14 protein-coding genes are annotated in these 14138 nt (G+C 72.1%); 5 read left to right on the top strand and 9 right to left on the bottom strand.

What is annotated here, in order from left to right:
• Positions 1-162: 162 nt before the first annotated feature.
• On the bottom strand, positions 163-609 hold the full coding sequence (locus tag AB0J87_RS46605; RefSeq protein ID WP_363977828.1) for a helix-turn-helix domain-containing protein: 447 nt from the start codon (positions 607-609) through the stop codon (positions 163-165).
• Complete coding sequence (locus tag AB0J87_RS46600) at positions 606-1223, bottom strand: type 1 glutamine amidotransferase family protein (protein ID WP_363977825.1); 618 nt, start codon at positions 1221-1223, stop codon at positions 606-608. The genes AB0J87_RS46605 and AB0J87_RS46600 overlap by 4 nt, the downstream gene beginning before the upstream one ends.
• 61 nt (positions 1224-1284) lie before the next feature.
• Between AB0J87_RS46600 and AB0J87_RS46595 the strand changes: the two genes are divergently transcribed.
• Positions 1285-2631: an NERD domain-containing protein gene (locus tag AB0J87_RS46595; RefSeq protein WP_363977823.1), complete on the top strand. Its 1347-nt coding sequence runs from the start codon at positions 1285-1287 to the stop codon at positions 2629-2631.
• A complete protein-coding gene (locus AB0J87_RS46590; protein WP_363977821.1) occupies positions 2628-3146 on the top strand; it encodes a GNAT family protein in 519 nt (172 codons plus the stop codon). Before AB0J87_RS46595 ends, AB0J87_RS46590 begins: the two co-directional genes overlap by 4 nt.
• Here the strand turns inward: AB0J87_RS46590 and AB0J87_RS46585 are convergent.
• A complete protein-coding gene (locus tag AB0J87_RS46585; RefSeq protein WP_363977818.1) occupies positions 3143-5833 on the bottom strand; it encodes a BTAD domain-containing putative transcriptional regulator in 2691 nt (896 codons plus the stop codon). The two genes, AB0J87_RS46590 and AB0J87_RS46585, sit on opposite strands and share 4 nt — an antisense overlap.
• A gap of 107 nt (positions 5834-5940) precedes the next feature.
• Between AB0J87_RS46585 and AB0J87_RS46580 the strand changes: the two genes are divergently transcribed.
• Positions 5941-6837 carry a M23 family metallopeptidase gene (locus AB0J87_RS46580; RefSeq protein WP_363977815.1) on the top strand — a complete coding sequence of 299 codons (897 nt, stop codon included), beginning with the start codon at positions 5941-5943 and terminating at the stop codon, positions 6835-6837.
• Between the two features lie 38 nt (positions 6838-6875).
• Here AB0J87_RS46580 and AB0J87_RS46575 read toward each other — a convergent pair whose 3' ends face one another.
• Complete coding sequence (locus AB0J87_RS46575) at positions 6876-7682, bottom strand: FKBP-type peptidyl-prolyl cis-trans isomerase (RefSeq protein WP_363977812.1); 807 nt, start codon at positions 7680-7682, stop codon at positions 6876-6878.
• A 114-nt stretch (positions 7683-7796) separates the two neighbouring features.
• Between AB0J87_RS46575 and AB0J87_RS46570 the strand changes: the two genes are divergently transcribed.
• Together AB0J87_RS46570 and AB0J87_RS46565 are read left to right on the top strand one after the other, a co-directional pair.
• Positions 7797-8828, top strand: coding sequence for a DUF2293 domain-containing protein (locus tag AB0J87_RS46570; protein ID WP_363977809.1), 1032 nt, complete (start codon positions 7797-7799; stop codon positions 8826-8828).
• Positions 8825-9205 (top strand): MmcQ/YjbR family DNA-binding protein, encoded by a 381-nt coding sequence (locus AB0J87_RS46565; RefSeq protein WP_363977807.1) that lies wholly within the window; start codon positions 8825-8827, stop codon positions 9203-9205. Before AB0J87_RS46570 ends, AB0J87_RS46565 begins: the two co-directional genes overlap by 4 nt.
• Here AB0J87_RS46565 and kynU read toward each other — a convergent pair.
• From kynU to AB0J87_RS46540, 5 genes are read right to left on the bottom strand one after another with little or no spacing between them, the layout of a single operon-like run.
• Positions 9198-10394 (bottom strand): kynureninase, encoded by a 1197-nt coding sequence (gene kynU, locus AB0J87_RS46560; RefSeq protein ID WP_363978451.1) that lies wholly within the window; start codon positions 10392-10394, stop codon positions 9198-9200. The two genes, AB0J87_RS46565 and kynU, sit on opposite strands and share 8 nt — an antisense overlap.
• The gene (locus AB0J87_RS46555; RefSeq protein WP_363977804.1) at positions 10395-11483 is read right to left on the bottom strand and encodes an ABC transporter substrate-binding protein; all 1089 of its coding nucleotides are present in this window, start codon (positions 11481-11483) and stop codon (positions 10395-10397) included.
• 17 nt (positions 11484-11500) lie between these two features.
• Positions 11501-11932 (bottom strand): RidA family protein, encoded by a 432-nt coding sequence (locus AB0J87_RS46550; RefSeq protein WP_350723688.1) that lies wholly within the window; start codon positions 11930-11932, stop codon positions 11501-11503.
• Complete coding sequence (locus AB0J87_RS46545) at positions 11929-12726, bottom strand: fumarylacetoacetate hydrolase family protein (RefSeq protein ID WP_363977801.1); 798 nt, start codon at positions 12724-12726, stop codon at positions 11929-11931. The genes AB0J87_RS46550 and AB0J87_RS46545 overlap by 4 nt, the downstream gene beginning before the upstream one ends.
• Complete coding sequence (locus AB0J87_RS46540) at positions 12719-14128, bottom strand: aldehyde dehydrogenase family protein (RefSeq protein ID WP_363977798.1); 1410 nt, start codon at positions 14126-14128, stop codon at positions 12719-12721. The genes AB0J87_RS46545 and AB0J87_RS46540 overlap by 8 nt, the downstream gene beginning before the upstream one ends.
• Positions 14129-14138: the final 10 nt, after the last annotated feature.

The raw sequence follows: 14138 nt of genomic DNA, 5'->3' as shown, positions 1-14138 counted from the left end.
CCCGCACGCCGCGCGGCCCGCATCGCCAGGCGGCACGGGCCAAGGGCGTCGGTGGCGCGACCGGCGGGCCACCGCACCCCGGCGCCGGGCTCCACCGCACCACGTCCCGCCGACGCGGCACTCCAGGACGCCGGGGTGCTGTCCGCGTGCGGCGGCAGGGGCCTACGAGGGGGTGGTGAGGCGGTCGAGGGTGGTGGAGAGGAGGTGGAGGGCGGCGAGGCAGTCGCGGGCCGCGTCCACCCCCATCTCCGCCACCAGCCGATCAGCGAGGGCCTGATGGCCGGGGTTGATCTTGGCGACGGCCGCGCGCCCGGCGGCCGTGGGCTGGAGGAGCTTGGCGCGCCGGTGCGCCGGGTTGGGCAGGTATTCGGCCAGCCCCCGCTCCACCAGCAGGTCCGCGATCCGCTGCACCCCCTGCCTGGTCATCCCCATGACGCGGGCCACCCCCGCCACCGGGAGCGGCTCCCGCAGGACCGCCCCGAGCACCTGCCACCAGGCCGCCGTCATCCCCGCCGGGCGGGCCAGCCCCTCCGCCACCTGAAGGAACTGCCCGTTGAGCCGGAACGACCCCAGCGCCAGGCCCGAGAGCAGTTCCCCCGTGTCGGTCATGCCGCCATCAACACCCCGAACGCCGCCGGGTCGCTGCTCGCGAACAGCCGGAACCACGCGTCCAGCACCTCAGGACGGTAGATGTCGAGCCGGCGGAAGATCTCCCGCGCGAACGCCACCGGCTCCGTGGGACCAGCCGTGATGAGGTCGCCCCCGAGCACCGCGTCCCGGTCGAGGTAGTGACCGGCGCCGGCGTAGCCCTCCTGCGCCTCCAGATACTGCACCACCGCGCTCGTGTGATCACGCGAGTCCAGGAGCCCTTCGCGGGCGAGCCCGGCGGTGGCGCCGCAGATGGCCGCCACCGGCACCCCCGCGTCCAGGAACTCCCCGGCCTTGGCGGCGAACGGCGCCAGCGACGGGCCGGCGTCCCACAGGTCGGCCCCGGGCAGGATGAGCAGCGCGCTGGAGGCGGGCGAGAGCTGGTCGAGCGCCAGGTCCGGGGTGACGCGCAGCCCGCCCATGCTGACGACGGGATCCGTGGTCAACCCCACGGTGACGATCTCGAAGCCGCCCGGCTCGCGCTGGTAGCGCCCGTTGCGGAGGTGCGTGGTCGCGTGACCGGTCTCCCAGTCGGCGAACGTGTCATAAACGGCGTGGTGCACGATTCCCTTCATGACAACATCCTGTCATTTCGACAACATGCTGTCAATGCGCAATCGTGGGAGGATACCTCTCATGGCAGAGATCGTCGGCGGGGGACGTCCGGTCAACGACGCCGAACGGCGGGTGATCGCTTATCTGCGCGACCAGGCGCCCGCCGACTGGCTGCTGCTGCACAACATCGAGGTTCCGCGCGGCCACGATGTCTTCGAGGTCGACCTGATCGTGCTGACCGGCCACTCGATCGTGGTCGTCGACGTCAAGGGCACCAGGGGCCGCATCGAGGTGTCGGGCACGCGCTGGTTCCCGCCGCGCAGGGAGGCGTTCGGCTCTCCCGTGGCCAAGCTGCGGGGCACCGCCAAGGCGCTGAAGGGCCTGCTGGTGTCCAAGGCCACCCAGCTGGAGCGGGTCTACGTCGACAGCCTGGTCGTGCTCTCCTCGCCCGACGCCGAGCTGATCGACCCGGCCGGGCGCGACGCGATCAACGTCACCGACCTGCCCCGCCTGCTCGCCACGCTGAGCGACGTCTCCAGGGTCAGGCGCGGCTGCAGCCCGGACACCAAGCCGTACCTCACCGCGATCCTCGACGCGCTCAACCAGAGCGTACGCCGCAGCACCGCGCCGCCGAGGTTCGGCAACTGGGAGGTCGAGGAGCAGCTCGGCGGCGACACCAAGATCACCGAATACCGCGCGTTCAACGCCACGCTGCCGGGCAGCGAGACCGTGCTGCTGCGGGTCTACCAGGCCGACCCGCTGGCCGACCACCACGCGCGGGCGGCCGAGCGGCAGCGCATCGCCAACGCGTACCAGACCCTGGCCAGGATCCCCCCGCACCCGTGCGTGGTGCGCTCGCGCGACTTCTTCGCCATCGACGACGAGAGCCGGTTCGTGCTGGTGCTGGACGACGTGCACGGCGAGACGCTGCAGCTGTCGCTGGGCAAGGGCGCCCGGCTGGGCGTGATCCAGGACCTGCTGCGCGGGCTGGCGCACGCCCACGCCCACGGCGTCGTCCACCGCGCGCTGACCCCCGCCTCCGTCCTGGTCACCGACGACGGGCACGCGGTGCTGACCGGGTTCGACTACGCCAAGCCGGGCCCGCGCAACTACACCGTCGCTCACGAGCTGGGCAACGTGCTCGACGCGCACTACGTGGCGCCCGAGTGCCAGGAGCGGCCCGACCTCATGACGACCGCCTCCGACGTCTACGCGGCCGGCGCCATCGCCTACCAGCTCCTCACCGGCCAGTTCCCGACCAGCGCCGACGCCCACGGTCCCGACGTGCCGGAGGTCGTGCGCCGGATGCTCGACCACTCCCCGGCCAAGCGCCCGACCGCCGCGGAGGCCCTTGACGCCCTTGAGGGCGCCCCGCTCCAGGAGTCCCGCCTCAAGCGACTGGTACGTCGTCTAGTGTCCCGATCATGACTGTTCGCCTGCGTCCTGTCGAAGAGGACGACCTGTCCTTCCTGCACCGGCTCACGAGCGACCCCGGCAGCTCGGGCGAGTTCCAGTGGTACGGCTTCCAGAACCCCCATCGCATGCGCACGCGCTGGCAGGAGAACGGCATGCTGGGCGACGACGGCGGCACCCTGATCATCGCGAACGGCGACGAGCAGGTCGGTTTCCTGGTGTGGAGCAAGCACGTCGCCAACCGCGCCAGCTACTACTGGGAGATGGGGCTGATCGTGGCGCCGGAGCACCGCGGCCAGGGCCACGGCACCGAGGCGCAGCGGCTGCTCGCGCGCTACCTGTTCGACCACTCGACGGCCAACCGGATCGAAGCGTCCACGGAGATCACCAACGTGGCCGAGCAGCGGGCGCTGGAGAAGGCGGGGTTCACCCGCGAGGGCGTCATCCGCGGCGCCGGCTTCCGTGCCGGGGAGTGGCACGACGGTGTGCGGTACAGCATGATCCGCTCCGACCTCGGCGGAAGGCCCTAGACGGGCAGGCTGCGGCGCAGCGCGCTGGCGTGGCTGAGATAGGTGCGCGCCAGCCCCGTACGACCGGCCGAGCGGTACAGCTCGCCCAGGAGTTGCGTCGAGGAGGCCGCGCCGCTGAGGTCGCCGAGCTCCTGGAAGATCTCCAGCGACCTTTCGAGCCCGGTGGAGGCCCGCGCGAGGTCACCGCGCGCCGCCTGCAGCCCGGCCAGGCTCTGCAGCGCGTACGCCCCGCAGTGCCGGTCCCCCAGCGACTCGAAGATCTCCAGAGCGTGCTGGTGGAACGACATCGCCTGGTGCAGGTGCCCCATCTGGAGGCACACGCACCCCTCCCGATGGGCGTCCCCCAGCTCCTGGGCCAGCCGCATGGCCTGGCCGAGCGACTCCGACGCCTGCTCCAGGTCCCCCGACTTCAGGCAGGCCCGGCCGATGGCCTGGCGGGCGAACGCCTCGCCGTGCCGGTCGCCGGTGGCCACGAAGATGGCCAGCGCGTTCCTGAAGTGGATGAGCGAGTGCGCGGGCCGGCCTCTGAACTGGCTCACGGCCCCGAGCCCGCAGATGGAGGTGGCCTCGGCCCGCCGGTCGCCCAGGTCGCTGAATATCTGGCGGGAGCGGGTGAAGCCGTCGGCCGCCTCCTCGTAGCGGTCCTGGTAGAGGCTGACCTGCGCCAGGCCCCTGAGCATCGCGGCCTCGCCGTACCTGTCGCCGGCCGCCCGGGCGGCGGCCAGCGCGGCCCTGTGGGTGCGCCGCCAGGTGGCGAGATGGCAGTGCAGGTCGAGGTACGGGACCATGGCCGCGGCCAGCCCCCACGCCGACTCCGCGAGGCCCGACCGGGCCGCCAGGTCCACCGCCCCGGCCAGCGCCTCGTGCTCGGCCTCGAACCACGCGACCGGGTCGGCCGTCAACCGGTCGAGGGTGCGGTCGGGCAGCCGCCAGCGGGGCGCCCGGGCGGCCGTGAGGCTGAACACGGTGGTCGGCAGCCGCGCCATGGCGTGCTCCGCGGTCGCCGTCCACGCCGCCAGCACCCTGCCCACCGCGTCCAGCCGGGGTTCTCCGAGAGGGAAGGCAGGAACGCGTTCGAGCGCGTGACGGCCGATGAGGTCGGGGACGCGGTAGCGCGGCTGGCCCACCGCGTCGGTGCCGACCAGGTCCAGCAGGCTGACGTCCACCAGCAGGTCGGTCACGTCGTCGGCCCCGTGCCGCCCGAGCGCCGCGTCGACCACCCACCCGGGCTGCGCGGACGCGCCGAGCAGGCCGAACGTCGCGAGCGTACGGGCGGCCTCGGCGGGCAGGCGCGCGTACCCGCCGTCGAAGCTGGTCCGCACGTCCCGCAACTCGCCGAGCCAGTCGTCCGTCAGCCGCTGCCTGAGCACCGACAGCGACCAGCCGGGCCGGGCGGCCAGGCGCGTGCCCGCGTTCCTGACGGCCAGCGGCAGCCCGCCGCAGGAGGCCACGATGGCCAGCGCGGCCTCGCGCTCCCGGGCCACCCTGTCCCCGCCCGCGATGGAGCCGAGCAGGGACAGCGCCTCGTCGGGCGCCAGCGGTCCGAGCTGGACCAGCACCGCGCCGGGCAGCTCGGTGACGCGGCGGCGGCTGGTGACGATCACCACGCTGCCGTCGCCGGGCAGCAGCGGGCGCACCTGGTCCGCGTCGCGGGCGTCGTCGAGCAGCACCAGCATCGGCCGTTCGGCCAGCAGCGACCTGAACAGCGCGGACCGCTCGCCCACGGTCGGCGGCACGCCGGGAACGCCGAGCCCTCGGAGCGCCTCGGCCAGCAGGTCGCCCGGCTCCCGCAGGCCGAGCTCCAGGTGGAGCTGCCCGGCTGGGTAGGCGCCGCACAGCGCGTGCGCCGCGTGCACGGCCAGCGCCGACTTGCCCGAGCCCGGCGGCCCCGAGATCACCGCGACGGTGAACGGCCGGCCCAGCGCGGCCACCTCGCCCGCCCGGCCGGTGAAGTCGGGAAGGCGGGGCGGGAGCTGGCGGGGCACGGCGGGCAGCGCCTCGTCCGCGAGGATCAGCTCGTACGCCCCGCGCAGGTCGGCCCCCGGCTCGACGCCGAGCTCGTCCACGAGCTGGGCCCTGACCGTGGCGTAGGCACGCAGGGCCTCGGCCTTCCTGCCGCCGCTGTGCAGGGTCAGCACCAGCCGCCCCCACAGGTCCTCGCGGTACGGGTGCTCGGCCAGCAGCCCGCGCAGCTCGGACACGGCCCCGTCGTGGTCCCCGCGCTGGATCCGCCGGTCGATCAGCGCCTCGGCGGCCCACAGGCGTACCCGGTGGAGGGGTTCGAGGCGGCGGTCCCAGACGGGGCTGCCGGGCAGGTCGGACAGCGGCGCCCCGCGCCACAGCGCGAGCGCCTCGGCGAACTCGCCCCGGTCGACCAGGGCCTCGAACTCCAGCAGGTCGAGCGCCCCCGCCCCCACGTCGATCGCGTACCCGACCCCGTCGGCCCGGAGGAGCGCGGGCCCGAGGTCGGAGCGGAGGGAGCTGACGTACGTACGGAGGTTGGCCTGGGCGGAGCGCGGTGGGCGGTGCGGCCAGAGCACGTCGGCGAGCCGATCGGCGCCGACCACGCGGCCCGCGTCGAGCAGCAGCGTGGCCAGCAACATGCGGGGCTTCCTGCCGGAGATCCGGACGGGACGGCCATCGCGACGGACCTCCAGCGGCCCGAGCACATGGAAGGTGACCGGCACATCGGCTCCTCTACGGAGGTCTGACAGCTTCCTGTATCGGTTCTGGACGATTCCTGTGCGCTTTGTCCAGACCCTGGTCTCAGAGATCCCAGGGAAAGGATCACCCCATGAAGCTCGGCGCAGCAATGGTCGCGGGCCTCGCCTTGTTACTCAGCCTCGGTACGACGTCAGTCGCCGCGGCCGACCCCGTGCCGGGGGCGGACGCGCAGATCCTGGCCACGAACTTCCAGCTCCCGTTCCCCTGCAACCAGACGTGGACGGGCAACTCCAGCAACAGCAGCGCGCACCAGTCGTGGGAGATCGACTTCAACCGGGGCAGCACCGCGGACGCCGACCTCGGCGACACCGTGGTGGCGGCCGCGGCGGGAACCGTGGTGATCTCCGCGCACCAGGGCTCGACCAACGGGTACGGCAACCTCGTCAAGATCGACCACGGCGGCGGCTGGACCACGTACTACGCCCACCTGAACTCCCGTACGGTCAGCGAGGGCCAGGCGGTGTCGCAGGGCCAGCAGATCGGCACGGTCGGCAACACCAGCAAGCCGGGCAACAACATCAGCCCCCACCTGCACTACGAGGTGCGGCTGGGCACCAACTACCCGGACAACATCCAGAAGGCCGTCTTCAACGGCGTCACCTTCGGCTACCCGCAGCAGTCGGTGACCTCCAAGAACTGCGGCAACCCGCACACCCCGACGGAGGTCTGCGGCTCCGGCTACGACGTGATCGACTCGGCCACGCTCGGCAGTGACGGCGCCGTCTACCTGCTCTACAACTCCTCCAACGGCAACAACTGCGTGACGACGCTGAAGTACAAGAACGTCGGCACGGCCACCGCCACCACGGCCTACCTGGAAGTGGAGGGCAGTACGAGGAAGACGGACTCAGGCAACTTCGCCTACTACGCGGGACCGGTCATCGCCTCGGCGTCCGGCAAGTGCGTCAAGTGGGGCGGCAAGGCCGGCGCCTCGACCTACGACAGCCCGCTCGAACACTGCGACTGACGATGCGGAGGGGTCGGGTGGAATGCGCCCGGCCCCTCTCATACGTGAACCGTGCCCAGCACGTCTATGACGTAGAGCGACGGCCGGTCACCGAGGCCGGAGACCGCGACCCGGCTCCCGACCTGCCGGCCCACGAGCGCGCCCAGCCAGCCGTCGGGGACGTCCCCCTCCTTCAGCGTGTACGCGCTCGGCCCGCCCCTCCGGTAGGACGAGTCCACGACCGTCCGCTCGGGCCATGACGCGGCCACGTACTGGACCACCACCTTCGAACCGGCGAGGACCTCCTCGCCGGAGCCGGCGATGAGCGTGCGGGGCGGCGAGCCCGGCCCGAGGTCCGCCGGGACCACCGGCAGGGTGCGGCCGACCAGCCGGGCGTCGGGCGGGTAGCCGCCCAGGACGTCGAAGATCAGCACCATCGTGTCGGCGGGCGCGAGATCGGTCAGCGTGAGCGGCGCGTCCGGGCCGAGGGCCTCGCCCGCCTGGCTGACCAGCATGATCCGGCTGCCCGCGGACCGGCCGATGAGCGCCTGCCGCCAGGTCTCCGACACCCGCCTGCCGTCGAAGACAACGGAGGTGGGCTGGTGGCCGTCGTACGTGCTCAGATACGGCTGGTTGCCCGACCACCGCCGGATGTCCACGTCGGCGAGCACCACGTCGCCCGGCAGCGTGCGCCGTCCGCTGCCCGACGACAGCACGGTGATCCGCGGCGTGCGGCCCGGGCTGCCCTTGGGTATGGCCACGACCGGCTTGGTGCCGAACGCGCCCGTGACGACGGGCTGCGTGCCCTCCTCGGCCAGGCCGCACGAGGTGGCGAGCATGAGCACGGCCGGCAAGAACAGGCGCACGATATCCTCCATGGCCTCACGGCCGGTGGTCCGAACGTGTTACTTGCCGCGATGGGCAAAAGCAAAGCTGCCGGTCTCGCCATCTCACGACAAAGGCGCGGGAGACTTGAGGCCATGAGCAAGCCCAATCTGGCGCGCAGGGTCGCGGAGGCGGCCGAGATCGCGCTGACCACGCGGAAGTACGTGACGTTCATCGACGTGGTGACGGGCCTGCGCTGGCTGCACTCCAGGCACGTGGACATCTGGCGGCAGGGCCGGGCCGGCACGCTGGCCGAGCTGGCGGCCGTCGACGAGGACCGCCTGCTCGCGACGGCCGGCCTGCTGCGGGAATGGGCGCTGGCCAAGGGGCTCAGGCCGGTGGACACGCCGTACGTGGCCGGCACCCGCGACCGCCGGGAGCTGCGCTTCACCTCCGGGGACGGGCAGGAGCCGTTCCGCGTGCACTGGCTCTCGCCCGACCTCAGCGAGGCCAGGGTCCGCAAGCTGAGCGAGCCCAAGGTGCCCGACCTGGTGGCGGTGGCCCCGCTCGACACCTGGACGTGCGCCTCCTGCGGCGACACCGGCCCCTACCTGATCATGGAGGAGGACCGGCCGCACTGCCTGACCTGCGCGGACATGGACCACCTGGTGTTCCTGCCGTCCGGTAACGCCGCGCTCAGCCGCCGCGCCAAGCAGGAGAGCGGACTGTCGGCGGTGGTCGTGCGGTACAACCGGCGGCGCAAGGTCTACCAGCGCTTCGGCCTGCTGGTGGAGGAGGCCGCGCTGGCCGCCGCCGAGGAGCGGTGCCTGGCCGACGAGGAGGTACGCGAGCGCCGCCGCGAACGCGACCGCGACCGCAGGGCCGAGCAGGACGTCGACTTCCAGGCCAGGATGGCGGCCGAGATCGCCAGGCTGTTCCCCGGCTGCCCCCGGGACCGGGCCCAGGAGATCGCCGAGCACGCCGCCCAGCGCGGCAGCGGCCGGGTGGGCAGGACGGCGGCGGCCAAGGCGCTCGACGAGAACGCCATCACGCTGGCGGTCATCGCCTCCATCAGGCACCTCGACACCGACTACGACAGCCTGCTCATGTCGGGCGTTCCCAGGATGGAGGCCAGGGACAGAATCAGGGAACGCATCGAGCGCAAACTGGAGGAGTTCCGCGGATGAGCGACTGGCACGACGTACGGGAAGAGCTGCGCGCCTTCGCGCTCCGGCTGCCCGAGGCGCACGAGGACCACCCGTGGGGTGAGACCGTCATCAAGGCGAACAAGAAGGTCTTCCTCTTCCTCGGCATCGACGAGCAGACCGAGAAGTGGGACTCGATGTTCAGCGTGAAGCTGGTCTCGGAGGCGCACGGCCACGCGCTGACCGTCGAGGGGGCGGCGCCCACCGGCCACGGGCTCGGCCGGGCGGGGTGGGTGACGGTGCCGTTCCTGTCGGAGCTGCCCGAGACGGAGGTGCTGCTCGACTGGGTGGAGGAGAGCTACCGGGCCATCGCGCCCAAGCGGGCGGTCAAGCAACTGGACGAGCACCCGGTCAGGTGACGGCCAGGCGCGTGGCGTACCGCTCGTCCCGCCACAGCTCCTTGTCCAGCACTTCGAGCAGCATGGCCGCCGCGTCGTACACGTCGGCGTAGCCGATGTAGAGCGGCGCGAAGCCGAACCTGAGGACGTCCGGCGCGCGGAAGTCCCCGTGCACGCCCCGGTCGATCAGCGCCCGCATCACCGGGTAGCTGTGGGGGTGGCGGAAGCTCACCTGGCTGCCCCGGGCGGCGGCGTCGGCGGGCGAGACCAGCTCCAGCGCGTCGCCGACCAGGTCCACGAAGAGCGAGGTCAACGCCATGCTCTTGGCCCGCACCTGGTCCATCGGCACCCGCTCCCACATGTCGAGCGCCGCCTCCAGCGCCGCGAACGACAGCACGTGCGGGGTGCCCACCGCGAACCGCCGAATGCCCTCCGCCGGGCGGTAGCCGGTCTCGAACGCGAACGGCTCGGCGTGCCCGTGCCAGCCGGACAGCACGTTCTCGGCGGCGGCGTGGTGGCGCGGGTTGACGTAGAGGAAGGCGGGCGCGCCGGGCCCCGCGTTGAGATACTTGTACGTGCACCCCACCGCGAAGTCGGCCCCCGAGACGTCCACGTCCATGGCCCCCACGCTGTGGCACACGTCCCAGACCATCAGCGCGCCGGCCTCGTGCACCCGGGCGGTGACCGACGGCACGTCTTGGCGGGCGCCGGTGCGGTAGTCGACCTCCGACAGCAGCACCACGGCCGCGTCGTCGAACCGCCCCTGCGCGAAGTCGCGCACCTCGTAGCCGCCGAGCAGCCCGGCCAGGCCCTGGACCATGTAGTGGTCGGTGGGGAAGTTCCGGACGTCGGAGACGATCACCCGGCGGTCGGGACGCAGCCGCAGCGCCGCGGCCACCGCCTGGAAGACCGCGATCGAGGTGGTGTTGCCCACCACGACCTGCCCGGGGCCCGCGCCGATCAGCGGGGCCAGCCGGTCGCCCGCGGTCAGCGGCTGCGCGTACCAGCCGGCGTGGTTCCAGCCGCCGACGAGCTGCCTGCCCCACTCGTCCTCCACCGTCTGGCGCACCCGTTCGGCGGTACGGCGGGGCAGCGCGCCGAGCGAGTTGCCGACGAGGTAGACGACCCCCTCCGGCAGCACGAACTCGTCCTTGAAAGCCCGCAGCGGGTCGTTCGCGTCGAGGGCGAGGCACTGGTCGCGGTCCACGATTCACTCCTGTCGCGGGGGGATGGTGGCGATTATCCGGTTCACGCCATTCTGGTACTGGCGGACGTACCAGTTCTGCACCGGGTTGTGGGTCGCGTCCAGCCGGAACGTCCCGCGCGGGCCGCCCAGCTCGCCCACCGCCGCCATTCCCCCGTTCGCGGACAGGCCCCGGTCGATGAGCCGCATGGCGTCCCAGCCCTGGAGCGCGACCGCGGACGGGTTCCTGCCGGTCTTGGCCCGCCACCGGGCCACGAACGCGGCGTTGTCCGGGTTGTACAGCGCGGGCGAGTACATGCCGACGGTGGTGATGCCCTCGGCCTCCCGGCCGACGGCCCGCAGCACGTCCTCGTCCGTGAGGTTCTGGCAGCCCAGTAACGCGATCTCGGAGGCGTGCTGGCGGTACCCCTTCAGAAACTCGATCGCCTCTCCCCCGGCGTAGAACGCGTACAGGAGCTTCGTCCCGGGCGGGATCCGCGCGAAGTACGGCTCCAGGTCGGTGACCCTGCCGTAGGGCGTCAGGATGCGTTTGAGGGGCTGCGCGCCGTATCCCTCGGCGAAGCCCCTGAGCGTTTCGACGCCCGCCGAGTAGTCGGAGGCCATGAGCACCACGCCCTCCTTGCCGTACCGCTCGGCGGCGTACCGGCCGGCCGCGTAGCCGTGGTCGCGGTTGGTGTACGACACGCGGAAGACGTTCGGTCCGCCCAGCGCGTCGGCGCCCGCGTTGGCGATCACCACGGGCGTGCGGCCCGCCACCTCGACCACCGACTCGGCGACGGGCGAGGAGAGCAGCCCGGTGATCACGTTCACGCCCTCGTCCTCGATGAGCCGCCTGGCCTGCTTCTGGCCCTCCTCCGGGTTACCCGCGTCGTCGGCCACCACCAGCCCGGCCGGGCGCTCGCCCAGGCGTCCGCCGTGGTCGTCCAGGTAGAGGCGCATGGCGGCCTCCATGTCGTCGCCGAGCGCGGCGTACACGCCGGTCTGCGAGATGATCGCGCCGACCTTGACCGGGGGATCGCCCTCGGCCAGGAGCGGCGCCGTCCCGCCGCAACCGGCGGCCATCAGCACCACCAACCCCAGGACGGATACGCGCACGGCTCACCCCCGGCAGGTCATGGCCGCTCCTGCGGGCGGTAGGCGACGGCCTGCATCTCGATGAGCAGGTGGGGGTGCGGGAGCTGGTGCACCGCGACCGTGGCCCTCGTGGGCCCCTCCTCGTCGAAGAACTCGGCGTAGACCTCGTTGTAGCCCGTGAAATCGTTCATGTTGACCAGATACGTGGTGATCTGCACGAGGTCGCCGAGCGAGCCTCCGGCGGCCTTGAGGATGTCGCCGATGTTCTCGATGACCGCTCTGGTCTGTGCGCGGATGTCCAGGTTCGTCGCACCGTACGTGTCCACTTCCACACCCACGAAGGTGCCGTCGGTGCGCCGGCAGTTCGTGCCCGAGACGTACAGGAGGTCGCCTGCCTGCTTGACGTGCGGGAACCTGCCTCGGGGAGTGGCCTTGCCGGGCACCAGGAGCCCTTTGGTGCGTTCGATCACTTGGCGAACACCGCCCGGACGGAGCCCAGCCCCTCGATGCGCGCCTCGAACTCGTCCTGCGGGCCGGCGGGCACGACCGGGCCGAGCGCGCCGGTCAGCACCACGTCTCCGGCGCGCAGCGCGTAGTCGGTGCGGCCGAGCCGGGAGGCGAGCCAGACGGCGGCGTTGAGCGGGTTGCCCATGACCAGCTCGCCGGAGCCGGTCGAGACCTCCTCGCCGCCCCGGGTCATCGTCATCCGGGCCGCCCGCAGGTCGAGCCCGGCCAGCGGGACGGGCGTGTTGCCCAGCACGAACGCGCCGGCCGAGGCGTTGTCCGCGACCGTGTCGGCCAGCGTGATGTCCCAGTCGGCGATCCGCGAGTCGGCGATCTCGATGGCGGGCAGCGCGAACTCCACGGCCCTGAGCACGTCGGCGGCCGTGAAGGGCCCACCGGCCAGGTCCTTGCCGAGCACCAGCGCGACCTCGGCCTCGGCCCGCGGCTGCAGGAAGGCGTCCACGGGCACGGGGAGCCCGTCGCAGTAGGACATGTCCGCGAAGAGCATGCCGAAGTCCGGCTGGTCGATGCCGAACTGCCGCTGCAGCACGACGTTGGTCACGCCGATCTTCCTGCCCACCAGCCGCCGCCCCGCTCCGAGCGCCCGCCGCGTGTTGATCTCCTGGATGGCGTACGCCTCGGCCACCGTGCCGACCAGGTCCCTGATCGGCGGGCACGGTTTGCCGGAACTCGCGGCCTCCGCCAGCCGGTCGGCGACCTGGGACCGCGCGTCCACGGCCTCGGACCATTCGTCATGCATCGGGCTGCTCCAGTTTGATGGTGATCGTGGTGGGTTGAGAGTAGAAGTCGAGTGACTGGACGCCGCCCTCCCTGCCGATGCCCGACAGCTTCATACCGCCGAACGGGGTACGCAGGTCACGCAGATACCAAGTGTTCACCCAGACGAGCCCGGCCTCCAATCGCTGCGCCACCCTGTGGGCGCGGTCGAGGTTACCCGTCCAGAGCGTGGCGGCCAGGCCGTACTCGCTGCCGTTGGCCAGATCGACCGCCTCGGCCTCGCTGTCGAAGGGGGCGACATGGCAGACGGGGCCGAAGATCTCTTCTCTGTTGAACCTCGACCACTCCGACAAGCCTGCCACCACCGTCGGTTCCACGAAATATCCGGAATCGCGGTTGTCGCCGAACGTGGGGACGCCACCCCCAGTGAGCACCTTGGCTCCCTCCGAGCGGGCCAAGGCGTAGTAGGAGAGCACCTTCTCGCGGTGCTCCTTCGAGATCATGGGCTGCGGCTCGAACTCCTGCGCGCGGGCTGCCAGCCGGGCGCAGAACTCCTCGAAGATCGGCCGCTGCACGTAGACCCGCTCGGTGCACAGGCACACCTGCCCGCCGTTGGTGAAGACCGACTTCGCCGTCCCCTCGACGGCCCGGTCGAGCCGGCAGTCATCGAAGATCAGCCCCGCGTTCTTGCCGCCCAGCTCGAACGAGATCGGCTTGACCCGGTCGGCCGCCGTATTCATGATCGCGGTGCCGGTCCTGGTGGAACCGGTGAACGACACGGCGTCCACCCCCGGGTGCTCGACCAGGAGGTGGCCGGAGGAGCCGTACCCGAAGATGATGTTGACGACGCCGGCGGGCAGCCCGGCGTCGGCGCAGATCTCGGCGAAGACCGCCGCCGAGCCCGGCGTGTGCTCCGACGGCTTGACCACCACGGTGTTGCCGGCGACGAGGGCGGGCGCGAGCTTCCAGGTCATCAGCAGGAACGGCAGGTTCCACGGGACGATCACCGCGACCACGCCGAGCGGCCGTCGCACGGTGTAGCTGAGCACCCCGGACAGGTGGAAGGCGTCGTCCGGGCGCTGGGCGGCGATCTCGGCGAACGCGCGGAAGTTGGCGATGCCGCGCGGGACGTCGAGCGTGCGGGTCTGGTCGATCGGCTTGCCCGTGTCGGCGATCTCCGCGTCCACCAGGTCGTCGAAGCGGGACTCGATGCCCTCGGCCAGGCGCCGCATCCACCCGGCGCGCTCGCCGACGGGCAGCGCCGCCCAGTCGCGGGCCGCCTCCCTGGCCGCGCGCACCGCCCGGTCCACGACTTCGGGGTCGGCCTCGTGCACCTGCCTGATCACCGCGCCCGTCACGGGGTCATGGACGGGGAACGTCTTACCCGCGCCCACCGGCTCGCCACCGATGAAATGCGTCAGCACCACACTCTCC

The sequence above is a fragment of the Nonomuraea sp. NPDC049625 genome, assembly GCF_040675285.1.
In the GTDB taxonomy this organism is placed as follows: domain Bacteria; phylum Actinomycetota; class Actinomycetes; order Streptosporangiales; family Streptosporangiaceae; genus Nonomuraea; species Nonomuraea angiospora_A.
Note: the sequence above shows the minus strand (reverse complement) of the source record. Positions and strands in the feature narration are given on the sequence as shown.